This window comes from Paroceanicella profunda (assembly GCF_005887635.2).
In the GTDB taxonomy this organism is placed as follows: Bacteria; Pseudomonadota; Alphaproteobacteria; order Rhodobacterales; family Rhodobacteraceae; genus Paroceanicella; species Paroceanicella profunda.
On the sequence record NZ_CP040819.1, the window covers coordinates 16,891 to 33,141 of the forward strand.

At 71.6% G+C, this 16,251-nt stretch carries 16 protein-coding genes; 8 read left to right on the forward strand and 8 right to left on the reverse strand.

Going from position 1 to position 16,251, the window contains the following annotated elements; all coding sequences use genetic code 11:
• Positions 1-24: 24 nt before the first annotated feature.
• Both FDP22_RS18090 and FDP22_RS18095 read right to left on the reverse strand, forming a co-directional pair.
• Positions 25-1,068, reverse strand: a complete 1,044-nt coding sequence (locus FDP22_RS18090) for a GGDEF domain-containing protein (protein WP_170317786.1) — start codon at positions 1,066-1,068, stop codon at positions 25-27.
• A 245-nt stretch (positions 1,069-1,313) separates the two neighbouring features.
• Complete coding sequence (locus tag FDP22_RS18095; RefSeq protein WP_138573978.1) at positions 1,314-1,826, reverse strand: superoxide dismutase family protein; 513 nt, start codon at positions 1,824-1,826, stop codon at positions 1,314-1,316.
• Between the two features lie 239 nt (positions 1,827-2,065).
• Between FDP22_RS18095 and FDP22_RS18100 the strand changes: the two genes are divergently transcribed.
• Complete coding sequence (locus FDP22_RS18100) at positions 2,066-2,995, forward strand: formate/nitrite transporter family protein (protein ID WP_170317787.1); 930 nt, start codon at positions 2,066-2,068, stop codon at positions 2,993-2,995.
• A 75-nt stretch (positions 2,996-3,070) separates the two neighbouring features.
• On the opposite strand, the gene FDP22_RS18105 is transcribed toward FDP22_RS18100, so the two are convergent.
• Together FDP22_RS18105 and FDP22_RS24615 are read right to left on the reverse strand one after the other, a co-directional pair.
• Positions 3,071-4,138, reverse strand: coding sequence for a tartrate dehydrogenase (locus FDP22_RS18105; RefSeq protein ID WP_138573974.1), 1,068 nt, complete (start codon positions 4,136-4,138; stop codon positions 3,071-3,073).
• Between the two features lie 82 nt (positions 4,139-4,220).
• Positions 4,221-5,099, reverse strand: coding sequence for a GNAT family N-acetyltransferase (locus tag FDP22_RS24615; RefSeq protein WP_170317788.1), 879 nt, complete (start codon positions 5,097-5,099; stop codon positions 4,221-4,223).
• 136 nt (positions 5,100-5,235) lie between these two features.
• On the opposite strand from FDP22_RS24615, the gene FDP22_RS18115 reads away from it, so the two are divergent.
• The 4 genes from FDP22_RS18115 to FDP22_RS18130 are packed head-to-tail and all read left to right on the forward strand — an operon-like array spanning position 5,236 to position 8,698.
• Positions 5,236-6,897: a sensor histidine kinase gene (locus FDP22_RS18115; protein WP_170317789.1), complete on the forward strand. Its 1,662-nt coding sequence runs from the start codon at positions 5,236-5,238 to the stop codon at positions 6,895-6,897.
• Positions 6,894-7,574, forward strand: coding sequence for a response regulator transcription factor (locus tag FDP22_RS18120; protein ID WP_170317790.1), 681 nt, complete (start codon positions 6,894-6,896; stop codon positions 7,572-7,574). Before FDP22_RS18115 ends, FDP22_RS18120 begins: the two co-directional genes overlap by 4 nt.
• Positions 7,571-8,263, forward strand: coding sequence for a hypothetical protein (locus FDP22_RS18125; RefSeq protein WP_138573971.1), 693 nt, complete (start codon positions 7,571-7,573; stop codon positions 8,261-8,263). Before FDP22_RS18120 ends, FDP22_RS18125 begins: the two co-directional genes overlap by 4 nt.
• Before the next feature lie 3 nt (positions 8,264-8,266).
• Entirely contained in the window at positions 8,267-8,698 is a 432-nt protein-coding gene (locus tag FDP22_RS18130; protein WP_430225960.1) for a hypothetical protein, read from the forward strand.
• 36 nt (positions 8,699-8,734) lie between these two features.
• On the opposite strand, the gene FDP22_RS18135 is transcribed toward FDP22_RS18130, so the two are convergent.
• Positions 8,735-9,538: a quinoprotein dehydrogenase-associated SoxYZ-like carrier gene (locus FDP22_RS18135; protein WP_138573969.1), complete on the reverse strand. Its 804-nt coding sequence runs from the start codon at positions 9,536-9,538 to the stop codon at positions 8,735-8,737.
• Positions 9,539-9,674: 136 nt separating this feature from the next.
• Here FDP22_RS18135 and FDP22_RS18140 point away from each other — a divergent pair, with 136 nt between their 5' ends.
• Positions 9,675-10,715, forward strand: coding sequence for a quinoprotein relay system zinc metallohydrolase 2 (locus FDP22_RS18140; protein WP_138573967.1), 1,041 nt, complete (start codon positions 9,675-9,677; stop codon positions 10,713-10,715).
• A gap of 202 nt (positions 10,716-10,917) precedes the next feature.
• On the opposite strand, the gene FDP22_RS18145 is transcribed toward FDP22_RS18140, so the two are convergent.
• Both FDP22_RS18145 and FDP22_RS18150 read right to left on the reverse strand, forming a co-directional pair.
• Entirely contained in the window at positions 10,918-11,985 is a 1,068-nt protein-coding gene (locus FDP22_RS18145; protein WP_138573965.1) for a ParB/RepB/Spo0J family partition protein, read from the reverse strand.
• A complete protein-coding gene (locus FDP22_RS18150; RefSeq protein WP_138573963.1) occupies positions 11,982-13,304 on the reverse strand; it encodes an AAA family ATPase in 1,323 nt (440 codons plus the stop codon). The genes FDP22_RS18145 and FDP22_RS18150 overlap by 4 nt, the downstream gene beginning before the upstream one ends.
• 521 nt (positions 13,305-13,825) lie before the next feature.
• Between FDP22_RS18150 and FDP22_RS18155 the strand changes: the two genes are divergently transcribed.
• The gene (locus FDP22_RS18155; protein WP_170317791.1) at positions 13,826-14,545 is read left to right on the forward strand and encodes a DnaA N-terminal domain-containing protein; all 720 of its coding nucleotides are present in this window, start codon (positions 13,826-13,828) and stop codon (positions 14,543-14,545) included.
• Positions 14,546-14,588: 43 nt separating this feature from the next.
• On the opposite strand, the gene nikR is transcribed toward FDP22_RS18155, so the two are convergent.
• On the reverse strand, positions 14,589-15,041 hold the full coding sequence (gene nikR / locus FDP22_RS18160) for a nickel-responsive transcriptional regulator NikR (RefSeq protein ID WP_138573959.1): 453 nt from the start codon (positions 15,039-15,041) through the stop codon (positions 14,589-14,591).
• A gap of 122 nt (positions 15,042-15,163) precedes the next feature.
• On the opposite strand from nikR, the gene FDP22_RS18165 reads away from it, so the two are divergent.
• Positions 15,164-16,162, forward strand: a complete 999-nt coding sequence (locus FDP22_RS18165; RefSeq protein ID WP_138573957.1) for an LLM class flavin-dependent oxidoreductase — start codon at positions 15,164-15,166, stop codon at positions 16,160-16,162.
• Positions 16,163-16,251: the final 89 nt, after the last annotated feature.

Consider the following 16,251-nt stretch of genomic DNA (forward strand, 5'->3'; position numbering starts at 1 on the left):
ACGGCGCGGAGGCGCCGGGCCGGCTCAGCTCGCCACGGTGTTGCGCAGGCGCTTGGCCTCGTAGAGGCGGGCGTCGGCGCGGTCGACCATCTCGCGCAGGGCCTCCACGCCGTCATGGTGGACCAGGCCCACGCTCACCGACAGGCGCACGCCGCCGAAATCGGCCACGCCGTTGGCTTCCTCCACCGCAAGGCGCGCGCGCTCCGCGATCGCCTCCGCCGCCGCCGGCGTCACCCCTGGCAGCAGCACGGCGAACTCGTCACCGCCGAGCCGGCCCAGCAGGTCTCCCTCCCGCAGGGCCGTGCGCAGGGCGGAGGCGGCGATGGAGAGGGCCGCATCGCCCCCCGCATGGCCCCGGGTGTCGTTGATGGTCTTCAGCCGGTCGAGGTCGATGGCCAGCAGCGCGACATGCCCGCCCTTGCGCCGGCAGCGCCGCATCGCCCGCTCGGAGACCAGGAAGAAGGCTTCCCGGCGCAGCGCGCCGGTGAGCCCATCCACGCTCGCGCGCTGGCTCAGCCGCGTCACGTGCCCCCTCATGCTCCGGCCCAGCAGCCCGCCCAGCACCATCGCGAGCGCCGCGGCCACCAGCGCCGGCACCAGCACCCGCCGCTCGGAGAGCACCCCCGGCAGCGTGGGCCGCGGGGCGGCGGAAATCACGTTCACCTGTGCCCCGGTGAGCGCTCCGTCCGCCGAGACCAGCGGCATCAGCGAGATGAGCGGCCCCGCCTCGCCCCGGCGCAGCAGCGCATAGCGCCGGGCGCCGCACAGCGTGGCGATGGCCTCGGCGCCGTCGGCGTCCGCGTCCAGCCGCTGCCCGTCCACGCGGAACTCCTCCAGCCGGGCCCGGCAGGCCGCGGCATCCGGCGCGAAGACCAGCGTGTCGAGGGTGAGCGACAGGTCGGGGGACAGCAGCACCGAGCGGCGCTCGCCCGCGCCCTTCCCCGGCGGCACGCCATCGCCGAACGCGTCATAGAACGCCCCGAGGGAGGAGAGGCGGCGGGTCTCGTCCGACCATGAATCCAGACTGATCGTCCAGGCGATCGTCACAGTTGCGAACAAAGCGATCAAGCCGCCCTTGATCGCCATGGTGAGAGGGTGAAACAGGATGGGCAGAAGGCCGCCTATCCTGTGCGGTATGTTGAGTTTCACTGTCCGCACGCCCGCTTCATGACCACGACTGTCGGATGAATGCTTATCATCTCGCAACTGCGATGAACATCACGCGGTGCAACGGGGCCAGCCCCCCCGCCGCTGACGTGACGGCAGGAGGGCGGGGAGCGCTCAGGCCGGCGGCGCCGCGGGGCGCCGGGCGGTCACTCGATGACGGCGCAGGCGATGCGGTTGCCCGCGTCGCCCGAGGGCTGGGAGACGTAATCGTCCGTGCCGTCATGGATGACGATGGCAAGGCCGCGCACGTCGGTGTCGCCGTCCACCAGGGTCACGAACGGGTCCAGCACCTGCGCGTGCAGCACGCCGTCGGCGCCGACGTACTGGTTGGGCATGTCGCCGGCGTGCGGGCCGCCTTCCGCCAGCAGGCCGTGCTGCGCGCCCAGCGGGTTGAAGTGCCCGCCGGCGGACTTGAAGCCGGTCGCGGGGTCGCAGGTGCCGGTCTCGTGGATGTGGAAGGCCACCCAGCTGTCGGCGGGAAGCCCGGTCACCTCCGCGGAGATCAGCACGCCGGACCCGGTGGCGGTGAGCTCGGCAGAGCCGGCATCGCTGCCATCGGCGGTCACGAATTTCGCCGTCGCGTCCGCTGCGGCGGCCGGCACGGCTGCGAGACCGGCGAGGGCGCCGGAGGCGATCAGGGCGAGACATCTGCGGTTCATGGCTTGGTCCTTTCGGGTGCGGATCGGGTCGGGCGCAAAGCTGCCCGTGCTCCGGGATGCCCCGGGGCGGCCCGCCCCGCCGGCGGGACGGGCTGTCCCACCAGATGTGGCACGCACGCGCGCCGGCAAGCCGTGCGCCGATCACGATCGCACCCGGCAGGACCCCGCGCCGGGCCGCCACCGCTTCGAAATCGCGCCGCGCGATGCAACCTTTTGCCCGCTCGCGCGTTCCTGACCGCATGTCCGACACATCCCCCCCAAAGACTGCACCCTCCCCCGCCACAGCCGCCGGCCCGAAGGCCGGCAGCCCCCCCGACCTCACCTCGGACCCCACCGGCCGCCCCGGTGCGGGCTCCGGCGAAGCCCTCGTGCGCGACGGGCGCGAGGAGGAGGAGGTGCGCGACCGCGCCCGCCTCCGCGCGCCGATCGTCTACGAGATCCTGCGCCGGGACGGGGAGGACGAGCTGGACCGCCCGATGGCCTCGCTGTGGTGGTCGGGCGTGGCCGCGGGGCTGAGCATCGGCTTCTCGCCGCTCAGCGAGGCGCTGCTGCGCAGCCATCTTCCGGACGCGGCCTGGCGGCCGCTCATCGAGAATTTCGGCTATGCCGTGGGCTTTCTCATCGTGATCCTGGCGCGCCAGCAACTGTTCACCGAGAACACCATCGCGGCGGTGCTGCCGATCTGTTCCTCGCCCACGCGCAAGGCCTTCGGCAAGATGCTGCGGCTCTGGGGCATCGTGTTCGCGGCGAACATGGTGGGCGCGGTGGTGTTCTCGGCCTTCCTGGTCTGGTCCGGGCTGCTGAGCGGCGAGGTGATGGAGGCGCTGGTCGAGATCTCGCGGGAGGCGGTGGCCCCGGGGCCGGGCGCACTGGTGATCCGCGGCATCGCGGCGGGCTGGCTCATCGCCTCGGTGGTGTGGATCCTGCCGAGCGCGGAGAATTCGCGCATGCTGGTGATCGTGCTGATCACCTACCTGATCGGGCTGGGCGAGTTCGCCCATGTGGTGGCGGGCTCGGTGGAGGCCAGCGTGCTGGTGCTGCATGACGGGGCCTCGGTGGTCTCCAGCGTGGTCCTGTTCATCCTGCCCGCACTGCTGGGCAACATCATCGGCGGCACGGCGCTGTTCTCGCTGCTCGCCTACGGGCAGGTGCACCACGAACTCCGGTGACGCATGCGGGCGCCCGGCCACGTGCGGGGCGCCCGACGCGAACAGGGGCGGCGCCGCGGGAGGCGCCGCGCCTCCTCAGGCCAGCATGGCCGCGATGGCGGTGCCGCAGGCCTCGGTGGAGGCCGCGCCGCCGAGATCGCGCGTGCGCAGCGCCGGTGTCTTCAGCGCCTCGGCCACGGCCTCCATGATCGCCGCCGCAGCCTCCGGCTCGCCCAGGTGATCGAGCATCATCGCGGCGGACCAGATCTGCCCGATCGGGTTCGCGATGCCCTGGCCCGCGATATCCGGCGCCGAGCCGTGCACCGGCTCGAACAGCGAGGGGAAGCGCCCCTCCGGGTTGATGTTGCCCGAGGGCGCGATGCCGATGGTGCCGGTGCAGGCCGGCCCGAGATCGGAGAGGATGTCGCCGAAGAGGTTGGAGGCCACCACCACGTCGAACCGGTCCGGGTGGAGCACGAAATTCGCGGTGAGGATGTCGATGTGGTACTTGTCCCAGGCCACGCCGGGATAGGCCTTCGCCATTTCCACCACCCGCTCGTCCCAATAGGGCATGGAGATGGAGATGCCGTTGGACTTCGTTGCCGAGGTGAGGCGCCTGCGCGGCCGCGACTGAGCCAGCTCGAAGGCGTATTTCAGCACCCGGTCGATGCCGTGGCGGCTCATCACCGTTTCCTGGATGACAATCTCTCGCTCGGTGCCGGGGTACATGCGCCCGCCGAGCGAGGTGTATTCGCCCTCGGTGTTCTCGCGCACCACCCAGAAGTCGATGTCGCCGGCCTTGCGGCCCGCCAGCGGCGAGGGCACGCCCTCCATCAGCCGCACCGGGCGCAGGTTGATGTACTGGTCGTATTCCCGGCGGAACTGCAGCAGCGAGCCCCAGAGCGAGACATGGTCGGGCACCGTGTCCGGCCAGCCCACGGCGCCGAAGAAGATGGCGTCCGAGCCGTCCAGCCGGACCTTCCAGTCCTGCGGCATCATCTCGCCGTGCTTCACGTAATAGTCGCAGCAGGCGAAGTCGTGCCAGGTCTGGCGGACCTCGAAGCCGAAGCGCTTCGCGGCGGCCTCCAGCACGCGGATGCCCTCGGGCATGACCTCGTTGCCGATGCCGTCGCCGGGAATGACCGAAATCTGGTAGCTCTTCATCTGTGCCTCTCCTGCTGCGCCCGGGCTGCGGCCGGGGCGTCCTGCCTGCCACGCCGGGCGCGCCGCGGCAAGCCTCGCGGCCTCAGCCGAGCGCCTGGCTCGACAGGGCGTAGACCTGGGGGCCGGTTCCGGGCGCGGGCCGCACCGGGCGGAGCGCCGGGGGGCCGGCGAGCATCTGCCGGCCGCCGTCCTTGCCCGGCAGGCCCAGGGCGGTGAGCGCGGGGGAGAGCCCGCCCGCCGCGGTGCAGTCGATGCGCACGAAGCCGCCGGGGCCGTCGGCGCGCAGCGCATGCGTGGCCAGCCGCAGCGCGGTCTCGCGGTCCGGCGCGATCACGGGGCCGACCAGCGTGCCCCGGCCGAACACCCTGCGCGCGGCATAGGCGACCGGCGCCGCCTCCGGCCCCTCCACGAGGATCTCGCCATGGCGCAGCAGGGCGGCGAGCAGCCCCTCCCGCTCCAGCCCCGTCGCGGCGCGGTCCAGCGCGCAGAGCCCGGGCAGCGCCCCGGCGCCCACGCGCCGCGGCCCCTCGGGCGGCAGGCCGCGCGGCGCCGCCCCCTGATGCTGGCGCACGCCGTCCAGCGGCTCGAACCCGGCGGAGAGGTAAAGCGGCGCGCCCTCCTCGGTGGCCACCAGCCCGTAGGAGCAGGCGCCCCCGGCCATCGCCCCGGCCAGCAGCCGCCGCCCGATACCGCGCCCCTGGCGCTCCGGGTCCACGATCACCATGCTGATGCGGGCGTGGCCCGGCGCGAAGGGCGTGCGCAGGATGGAGCCGACAACCCGCTCCCCCTCCAGCGCCGCGAGCCCTTCGGACAACCCGGCGACCATCGCCCAGTCCTCCGCGCGGTGCGCCCAGCCCACGGCGCGCGACAGGGCCACGGCGCCGGCCAGCCGCGCCTCCGTCATCGCCACGAGGCGGATGTCAGCGGGAGCAGGCTGCGGCCTGGTGCGGTGTCTTTGCATGCATTCGGTCTCCGTCCGTTCGGGCGCGCACCATCGCGGCAAAGCGCGCCGATGCCAAGAGGCCCGATGCCGCCGCCCCCTTCCCCGGGCGCCGATTTCGTGCTCTCTGGTCGGAAAAAGGGGAGGAAACCGGCCGATGCATCGCAGATGGCGGCTGTCGCTCAGGATGCGGCTCGTGGCCGCAGCGGGGCTCATCGCGCTCGCCGCCCTCGCGGGGGCGGGGCTGGCCACCTGGGGCGTGGGGCGCATCGGGGCGCTCATCGCCGAGGACAAGGCCGCCGAGGCGCGGCTCGACGCGCTGGCCACGCTCTCCGCCCGGGTGGGGGAATTCGCCGTGGTCGCGGTGGAGGGGCTCACGGTGGACACCCCGGAGGAGGAGCGCCGCACCCGGCTCGCCACGCGCAGCGCCATCGTGGACGCGGCCTTCGCCCGGGTGGCCGCCGGGCTGGACGCGGACGTGGCCGCGGGCCGCACCGAGATCGAGCAGATGCGCCGGGCCTCGCGCAGCATCGGCCTCGCGCGGATGCGCGCCACCTTCGCGGCCCTCACCCGCGACGTGGCCGACACCGGGGACAGCGACGCCCTGCGCAGCCAGCTCGACGGCTTCGCCACCCGCTTCTCCCCCCTGCTCAACCAGGCCATCGAGGAGGACCGCCGCGCGCGCGACGACGTGGGCCGGGAGATCGGCGCGCTCGGCGCCCGCCTGCGCCGGCTGGCACTGGCCGCGGCGGTGGTTGCCGCCGCGGCGCTGGCGGGGTTCTACATCCTGCTGGTGCGGCCCCTGTCGCTGCGGCTGGAGCGGGTGGCGGGGGCGGCGGCGGCCATCGGGCGGTCCGACGCGCGGGTGCTGCCGCCGGACCGGCGCGACGAGCTGGGCCATGTGCTCGCCCAGATCAACCGCGCCGCGGCCCGGGTGCGCCGCAGCCGCGCCGCGGTGGACCGCGACACCGCCCGGCTGGAATCCCTCGTCTCCGCCCGCACCGCCGAGCTCAGCGCCGCCAATGCCCGGCTGGAGCGGGTGGACGTGGAGCGGCGCCGGTTCTTCGCCGACGTGGGGCATGAGCTGCGCACCCCGCTCTCAGTGATCCTCGCCGAGGCGGACATCGGTGCCGCCGAGGGGCCGCTGCCGGAGGAGGAGGCCCGTGCCGGGTTCCGCCTCATCGGCCAGCGCGCCCGGCGGCTGGCCCGGCGCATCGACGATCTGCTGCGCATCGCGCGCTCGGAGAGCGGGCGCATCGACCTCGAACACGTGCCCTTCGACCTCGGCGCCGCCCTCGCCGACGCCATGGAGGACGCCCGCCCCGTTGCGCGGCGCGGCGGCGTCACCATCGACGCGGACATCGCCGCGACCCTGCGGGTGGAGGGAGACCGCGACTGGCTGCGCCAGGTGGTGGCCGGCGTGCTGGACAACGCGGTGCGCCACGCGCCCCGGGGCAGCACGATCACCGTTGCCGCGGCCCCGCGAGACGATAGGATGGTCGCAACGATAACCGACAGGGGGGAAGGCGTGCCGATGGCCGATCAGCAGCGCATCTTCGAGCGTCACGCCCGCGGCGCGGATGCGCGGGCCGGCACCGGATTCGGCGTCGGGCTGGCGCTGGCGCGCTGGGTGATGGAGCAGCACCGCGGGGAGATCCGCCTCGACAGCCCGGTCCGCGACGGCCGCGGCACCCGGGTCACCCTCGCCCTGCCCCGCGCCGGGGAGACCGCCGGACGGGAGACGGAGGCGGCGGAGCGCGAGGGGGCCGGGCCCGGGGCGGCAGAACGCGGTGCACCGGCCGGGGAGGCCGGGCCATGAGCGACCTGCCGATCCTGGTGGCCGAGGATGACGAGGACATCGCCTCCGCCCTGCAGCGCGGCCTGGGCCGGGCCGGCTTCGAGGTGGTGGTGGCCCATGACGCCGCCGCGGCGCTGCGCCTCGGCCGGGCCCGCGGCTTCTCCGCCGCGGTGATCGACGTGATGCTGGGCGACGAGGACGGGCGCGACCTGGTCCGCGCCCTGCGCCGCGCCGGGATGACCGCCCCCATCGTGATGCTCTCCGCCCTTTCGGGCGTGGACGACCGGGCCGAGGGCCTGGAGGCGGGCGCGGACGATTACGTGGCCAAGCCCTTCGACCTCGCGGACCTCGCCGCGCGCATCCGCGTTCAGGCCCGCCGCCGCGCCGGAGGCGAGCCGCGCGGCCCCGCGCTCCGCTACGACCCCGAGCGCCGCCTGGCCAGCGGCCCCACCCGCACCGTGCAGCTCACCGACCGCGAGGGCCTGCTGCTCTCGCTGCTGATGGACCAGCGCGGCCGCATCCTCTCCCGCGGGGAGATCTTCGACACGCTCTGGGCCGATACCGGGGGAAGCTCGGAGAATGTGGTCGATGTCTACATCGGCTACCTGCGGCGCAAGCTGGCACCAATGTCGGATTTCGGCCTCGACCTGCGAACGGTAAGGGGAAGGGGGTTCGTGCTCATGGAGACTTCGGAATGACCAGACCTGCCATCCTCGCCCTCGTCGCGGCCCTCGCGCTCGGCACACCGGCCTTCGGCGGCGATGCCGGGGACCTGCTGTTCGATTCCGACGCGCTGGACCCGATGGCGCCCGGGGTCACCCTCACCTACGGCTTCACCCGCGAAGGCAGCGGCCCGCAGGACCGCCTCCACCCCTTCGACACCGGCAGCATCGAACTGGCGCTGCGCGAAACCCCGTCGGGCGCGGCCGGCACCACGGGCCGCGAGGCGCTGATCACCCTCACCGAGGGCAGCCAGTCGCGCAGCTTCAACCCGTTCCCCGGCAACGGCGGCAACCCGGTGCTGATGACCTTCCTGGAATCCTCGGTCCGCGCGATGGCCGCGGTTACCGGCGGCAGCCCGTTCTACATCCGCAACCGGTTCAAGGACGTGCTGTTCCGCGGCGGCACCGCGACGCCGATGGAGACGGAGTTCGACGGCCGGCCGGTGGCCGCGAACGAACTCACCTTCTCGCCCTTCGCCGATGACCCGAACCGCGCGCGCATGGGCGATTTCGCCGACCTGGAACTGCGCTTCATCGTCTCCGACGAGGTGCCCGGCAGCATGCTCCTGCTCTCCGCCGCGACGCCGGAGACCGCGGGCACCCCGGTCACCTACCGCGAGCGGGTGGTGCTCGACAGTGTCGCCCCCAGCGCACAGGAGAACTGAGCCATGACCCCTGCCCGCCCCGCCGCGCACGGTGCCGCACGACAAGCCCCCTGCCCCCCCGACGTGGCGCCTGCCGTCCGTGGCGCGCGCCGCCTTGCGGCCGCCCTCGCCGCGCTGGCTGCCCTTGCCGGGCCGGCCCTGCCGCAAGGCCCGGCCGAGCTGAACGACTACCCGACCGAGACCCGCGCCGACTATGTCTTCGCCTGCATGGCCGCGAACGGCCAGACCCGCGACATGCTGCGCCGCTGCTCCTGCTCGGTGGACGTGATCGCCTCCATCCTGCCCTTCGACCGCTACGAGGAGGCGGAAACGGTGCTCTCCGTCACCCAGATGGGCGGCGAGCGGGTGGGCGCGCTGCGCAATTCGGCGGAGGCGAAGGGGGTGGTGGCCGACCTGCGCCGCGCCCAGGCGGAAGCCGAGATCCGCTGTTTCTGAAAACGGCGGATTTCGGAAACCGCGATTTCGCGGTTTTCAGCTCCGGAAGGACGGCGCCGGGAAAGCCTCCTGGAACACCTGCCCGTCCGTGTCCGTGGCGCGGATGGTGATGAAGGGCGCGCCATTGTCGGTGTAGGCGAAGCGGAACGTGGGGTCCTCGCTGATGGAGATGCCGCCCGTCATGGTGAACAGCGTGGCATCGCCCTGCTTCACCTCCAGCGCGTTCACGAAGCGCGCGGGGATGTAGAGCTGCGTCACCTGATTGCGCTGCAGGCCGGAGTAATTCGGATGCCGCAGCATCACCTGGGCAAGCCCGCGCGCGCCGGGCTGCTCCGGCGCGAAGGCGCGCAGCCGCATCTGGCCGAGCGCGTTCTGCGCGGCCACCGAATCCTTCATCGCCGGCGCGGCACAACCCCCGGAGGCCTTCACGTAGCGCCCGGTCATGTAGACGGTGCCATCCTCCGTCTCGGCCAGCACGCGGATGTTGGAGTATTCGTTCACGCGCACCCGGGTTTCCAGGTCCACCTGCCCCATCGCCGGGCCGAAGGAGAATTCCGCCACCACCGGCGCCGGGTTCTCGTCCACCACGAGCGTGAGCTTCACGATGCGCGCGCCGCCGGTCTGAACCACATGCACCGGCACCAGCGCCGCGTCATGCGCGCGGTAGGGCGCATCGAGGCTGAGGATGCCGGTGCCGTCCTGCAGCTCCGCCGTGCCGATGATGTCGGTGCGCAGGCTGTCCCAGCTTTCGCTGGGCTGCATCGGGCTGGCGCGCTCCTGCGCGGCGAGCGGGCTTGCGAGGGCGGCCAGCGCCGCGAGGGTGATGATGTGCTTGCGCATCCGGGCCTCTCCCCTGGGTCGCATTCTGGACGGGCGGGACGCCAGTATAGGCGGAACGGCGGGGCGGACCATCCGACATTGGTCCCATGCGCGGGCGCCCCGCCCCTGCCTAGGATCGCGGCGGGAGGACCTTGCGATGCTCAGCCTGCTGCTCACCCTCTGCCTTGCCGCGCAGCCCGAGACCTGCGGCGAACACGCCCTGCCCGCGGCGCCCTGCCCGGAGGGTGCCGAGGCCGCCGCCGCCGCGTGGCTCAGCGATCGCCCTGCCCTCACCCTCGACGGCTGGCGCTGCGGCGCCGCGCCGCCGCTGGAGGTGGGCGAGATCGCCCCTGGCGTGTTCGTCCATCCCGGGCCCGTTGCCGAGGCGTCGCCGGAGAATGGCGGCGACCAGGCGAATGTCGGCTTCATCATCGGAGGCGAGGCCGTCGCGGTGATCGATTCGGGCGGCTCCCGCGCGATGGGCGAGGCGCTGCTCGCCGCCATCCGCGCACGCACGGAGCTGCCGGTGCGCTGGCTGATTCTCACCCACATGCACCCGGACCACCTGCTGGGCACCGATCCGTTCACGGAAATCGGCGCGCGGCTGGTGGTTCACGCCCGCCTGCCCGAAGCGCTGCGCAACCGTGCGGAGGGCTATGCGGAGAGCTGGGAGCGCCAGATCGGGCCGCGGGCCTGGCTTGCCACCCGCGTTCCCGTGGCCGGGGTGACATCGGCGCAGACGGTGCAGCCCGGGGCGCCGCTCTCGCTCGACCTCGGCAACCGGGTGCTGCGCGTGGAGGCGATGCCCACCGCGCACACCGACAATGACCTCGTCGTGACGGACACGGGCAGCGGCACGCTCTGGCTCTCCGACCTCGCCTTCCTGCGCCACACGCCGGTGGTGGACGGCAGCGTTCTGGGCTGGCTCGCCGTCCTTGACGCGCTCTCCGCCCGGCCGGGCGCGCGCATGGTGCCGGGGCACGGGCCGGTCTCGGAGCCCTGGCCCGAGGGGCTCGCCCCCACCCGCGCCTATCTCACGGCCCTGGTGGAGGAGACGCGCGCCGCCCTGCGCGCCGGCGAAAGCATGACGGACGCGACCCGGCACCTGGGCTCCGCTCTCGCCGCGGACTGGGCGCTGTTCCCGGCCTACAACCCGCGAAACGCGACGGCGGTCTACAAGGAACTCGAATGGGAGTGAGCGCCATCGTTCCTTATATGTTCTCACCCGAAAAGCACAAGGGCCGCGATCACCGCGGCCCTTGTTTCTTGCCATGCTGGCGGGATCGGGCGCCGGCGGCGGGTGGTGTAACCCGTGGGTTACCCTGCCCGCCGCCTGACACCCCGGGGTAACCCATGGGTTACGGCCACCGGCCGGCCCGGCGGGTAACCCGCGGGTTACCCTAACTGCGCGAGCGCACCACGGCGTTGAAGGCTGCCACCGCCTCCTCCAGAACGTCGCGGTCGATATCGGCGAAATCCAGATCATCCTTGATCCGGCACTCCCCCTTGCGCGCCGTCACCTTGGTGGAGCCCAGGTGGAACTCGTACTTCTCGCGCCCGGCGCCCTTCGCCCGCGCGGGCGCCGCAGGAACGGCCTCCGGCGTAGCGCCGAATTCCAGCAGGATCTGCGTCTGCTCGTCGACCGATTTCGCCGCCGCCAGCCGGCCACGCAGATCGGGCACAAGGTCCGCGTGGTCGCGAATGCGCCGGGCCACCTCCACCCCGAGGTTGCGCGACACCGCCTTCGGCCATTTCAGGCTGTCGCCGAGCGCGGTGAGCAGCTGCACGAAGGCGCGGATGTAGGAGCGTTTCATCTTGTGCAGCGAGGCGTAGAGCGTGCCGACCAGCGCCTCCGCCGAGCTCTCCTGAATCCCCGGGTCCGCGGCGGCGGAGATCGCCAGCGTGGCCATCTCGGCGAAGGTGAGATCCTCGCGGATCGCGTTCTCCTCCACCATGTCGATGTAGAGCGCCGCGCGCTCCTCCGACCGGTCCACCACCCGGGCGAGAACCGTGGCGAAGGCCGCGTCGCCGGTGTGCGCGTGGATCTGGCGCAGCGCGGTCAGCCGGCGCCAGCCCTTCTTGAGCTGAAGCGAGCCGTCGGCCTTGCGAAACAGCTCCACCGGCTCCTTCTGGCCATGCGCCAGAATCGAGGCCTTCAGCTCATCCATCTCGTCGGAACTTGCGACCGCGTCCAGGTCGAGCCTGTCGCGCGGCAGATCGTCGGTGCGCACATCTTCCAGCGCGATGCGCGACAGCACCAGCCCATCCTCCAGCGCGGCGCGGAACTCGCGCGCCTCGGCGGCATTGCGGCGGCGGGCCTCCATCTTCGCCTCGGTGGATTCCTGCAGGTTCTCCGCCGCGTCGCGCACGGCGGCGGACATCGGCCCGCTGCCCCGGTTGCGCTGCGTGCTGCCCGCGGAGGAAGGCGTGGACGGAACGTCGAAGCCGAAACGGTTTCTCGAGCTCATTGTGCCGCCCTCCGCGTTGCGGCAGATGGCGCGGCCTCGCGCCAGCGCGCGAGCACCGTCTCCCTGAATTCCGAATAGGCCTGGTCGAAGGACAGCCGCGCGCGTTTCCACGTCTCCCGCGTCATCTGCCGGTAGTCCTGCTCATAGACCGACATCTGGAAGCGGCCGGACTGTTCCACGGCGCGGGTCATCTCGATGGGATGGGCGCAGACATCGGCGCCGAACACGTTGCGAAAGGCGCCGAGCATCGCGACATGCAGGTCGTTCGAAGGCTCGAACCGTGTCATCAGCACCCGCACGTCCATGAACTGCTTGGGCAGGGTGAGGCCGGATTCCTCGGCCATCTGCGCGAAGCCGGTGGAGATGTCCTCCATCGCGTCACCGAGCTGGCCGAGAAAGCTGGTGGTGGAATCGTATTCCCAGTAGCCCGGGCCCGAGGGGATGTAGAGGATGTCCGCCGCGAAGGCCGCGTTCAGCGACTGGTAGCCGATGGCCGGCGGGCAGTCGAAGATGATCATGTCGTACTGGTCGTCCGGCAGCTCGTCGAGATAGCGCGCCACGCAACCGAAGAACGACCAGGCCTTGTGCAGCGAGCGGTACTGCGCGGAGGCGAACTCCACGAAGGCCGCGTTCGCGCAGGAGGGGATGATGTCGATGGTCGGCCAGCAGGTGGGCTGGATGAAATCCTGCACCCGGTGCGCGCCCACGGCGACCACATCGCGCGGAAGCTCGTCGGAGGAGGGGTAGGGGCATTCCTCCGGGTCGTCATAGCTCGCCATGATCCGGTCCGCCTCGCGGCACAGGTCGCGGCACATGATGCCCCAGACCGTGTTCTCCTCGCGCACCTCAGTGAGGCCCATGGAATGGGTCATCGTCGCCTGGGGGTCGAAGTCCACCACCAGAACGCGATAGCCGTCCAGCGCGGCGGCATTGGCGAAATGCTGGGCCACCACGGTCTTGCCCACGCCGCCCTTGAAGTTCGAGATGGCGATGCGGATCGCGCGGCCGCCCGGCCGCTCCGGCAGCAGCGACTTGCCGCGGAAGCGCACCCGGCGGCGGATCTCGTTGATCTCCTCCAGCGAATACCAGCGCTGGCGGGCGGCATCCTCGAAGGTGGTGCCCTGGGGCAGGGAGGGGTCGTCGGCGAGCTTCTTGCGGATGGTGTCCGCCGGCACGTCGAACATGAACTGGCTCATCTCCCAGATGGAGAAGGGCCGCAGCGTCTTGATCTCCTGCGGGGAGAAGGTCGCACGCCGCACGGCGGCCTGCTGCGCGAGCGAGCGCGCATTCATGGCCAGAAGATGGGAATGATCCTGCATCGGAAGCTGCCTCGTGTTATATCTGCTCGAACTAGCAATAACGCGAAAACGACTCTCGGCCAAATGGGAAAATGCGAAATTCGCGCGTTTCCGCCCGTTGCGGCGAAAAACGGGAGAAAAACGCCTTCTCCCGCCGATGAGGTGACAGTCTCCGGGCCATCTGCCAGTTTGAGGTGACACCAAACCCCCGATAAGGTGACAGACTGTGTGTCACCTATTACCTATAAACCCCATTTTTTCGATGTTTTTTGGAAAGAGCGGGAAAACCCGTTTTCCGATGTCGGTTGACAAAGAACGGGAAAAGCGGCCTAGTTTTCGAAACAAACGAGAAGTTGCGAATCTGCGGATCGGAGCGGGACACGAGACATCCCGAAACCGGCCGCCAGCAGGGCAGCTCCCCCGGCTCCGAAGGGGCAGAGAAGGGGATGCTGGCAAGGTCGGTGCCGAAGGCGCGGGCTGCAGACACGCGGCACACCAGGGAACGACCGGGCCATCGAAGCCCGGCGTGGGCAGGTACAGGCATGACGACGAACCGACTGACGGGCAGTTCGGCTCCGGTCCGGAAATACGACCTTCTCACGGCGCTTGCCGTGGTCGGCCTGTCCGGAGCGCCGGCGCGACGCACCACAACATTGCGGCTGATCGCGATGATCACCGCCCGGTACAACTGGCAGGCCGAGGAGATTTCCGTCGGCTGCCGCGATCTCGCCCGGCTGTGGTCGGTGGATGAGCGCACGGCCAAGCGCGAGCTGAAGCGGCTGCGTGAGGCCGGGCTGCTCCAGGTCAAGCGCCCGGCGGCGCGGGGCAGAGTGGCGGTCTACCGGCTGGACCATGCCGGGATCGACCGGCTCACCGCCGAGGGCTGGTACAAGGTGGGCACCGATTACGTGGAGCGCATGGAGGCGGCCCGGGGCGGCACGCCCGAGGCGACGGAGCCCAAGGTGGTGCCGCTGTTCCCGGCGGAGACCGACACGGGCCTGGAGGCGGGGCAGGACCCGGTCTGGTCCGGCATCTGCCGCCGCCTGCGCCAGGAGGACCCCGGGTTGTTCCGAAGCTGGTTCGCCGGCCTGCGCTTCGAGGCGCTGGAGGCCGGGGAACTGCGGCTCGGCGCGCCGTCCGCCTTCGTCGCCGGCTATGTGGACATCCATCTGCGTGACCGGCTGGAGCGGGTTGCCGCGGATGCCGCCGAGGAGCCGGTCCGGCTGCGCATCGGGGTCACTCCGGCCGCGCGCGAAACGTGAGCAGGATCCGCGCTCTGGAAATCTGGCGAATGCCAGGGGCGCTTCAGGTTCGCTTCCCGGTGTGGGCATGGCTGTGGGTCTCGGCAGGCTCCGGTTCCTGCGGGAGGACGTGAAGCTGGCCGTGGCGCACCCCGCGCTCGTTCGTCACCTCGTCGGCGAGGCCGCGCAGCTCCCCGGCCGGGCCCTTGAGCACCGAGACCTCCAGGCAGGTGCCGTGGTCGAGATGCACGTGCATGGTGGCGACGGACAGGTCATGGCGGTGGTGGTGGGCGGTGTTCACCCGGCGGGTGAGGTCGCGCCGCTCATGATCGTAGACATAGCTCAGCGTGGCCACGCAGGGCGTATCGTCGGCGGCATCCTCCAGCACGTCCTGGGCGGCGGCGGCGCGCACCATGTCGCGCAGCGCCTCGGAGCGGTTCGTGGCGCCCCGGCGGGTCATCACCCGGTCGATCATCTCGACGATCTCGTCATCGAGCGAAACGGTAATTCTCTGCATGCGTCCTCTCCGGCCTGGCCGGCGCCCCGCGGAGGCCGGCGATCATCGCTTCGCTATAGCACGGGGCAGGGGCGGGCGCAGCGGCTCTGGAAAAGCGTGCGTATGCACACTACTCTCTTGTCATGACCCGTCTCTCGATCCTCGATCTCGCGCCTGTTCCCGACGGCAGCAACGCCGGCGCGGCCCTGCGCAACAGTCTCGACCTCGCGCGCCATGCCGAGGCCTGGGGCTTTCACCGCTTCTGGATGGCCGAGCATCACAACATGCCCGGCATCGCCAGTGCAGCCACCGCAGTCGCCCTCGCCCACGTGGCGGCGGGCACCAGGACCATTCGTGTCGGGGCAGGGGGCATCATGTTGCCCAACCATGCGCCGCTCATCATCGCCGAGCAGTTCGGCACGCTGGCCGCGCTGCATCCGGGCCGGGTGGACCTCGGCCTCGGCCGCGCACCGGGCACAGATCAGCGCACCGCCATGGCGATGCGCCGTGACCTCATGGCCGCGGCGGAGCGTTTCCCGGATGACGTGGTGGAACTGCTGGGCCTGTTCAAGCCCGCGGAGCCGGGCCAGCCCATCCGCGCCGTGCCCGGTGCGGGGCTGGATGTCGATGTCTGGATCCTCGGCTCCAGCCTGTTCGGCGCGCAGCTGGCCGCGCTGCTGGGGCTGCCCTATGCCTTCGCGTCGCATTTCGCGCCCGGGGCGCTGGACGATGCGGTGGCCCTCTACCGCGAGCGGTTCCAGCCCTCGGAGCGGCTGGCGAAACCCTATGTGATGGTGGCCTGCAACGTGATCACGGCGGAGACGGAGGCGCGCGCGGCCGAGCTGTTCACCTCGCAGCAGCAGGCCTTCGTGAACCTGCGCTCCGGGCGGCCCGGGCTGTTCCCGCGCCCGAAGGCCGATTACCTCTCCACCCTCGCGCCCTCGGCGCTGCGGCTGCTGGAGCACACGCTCTCCTGCTCCTTCATCGGCACGCCGGAGCAGGCGAAGCAGAAGCTGGACGCGTTCATCGCGCGCACCGGGGCGGACGAGGTGATCGTCTCCGGCCCCGTGCATGACCACAACGCGCGGCTGCGCTCCTTCGAGCTGCTGTCGGACGTGGCGGCGCTGCCCCGCGCGGCCTGACCGTGCGCCCCCCTCCCCGGCCGCGCGGCGGGGGAGGGGCTGGGGTGCGGCAAGTGCTTCCCTTGCAGGGCCCTTAGGCCGCCCATACC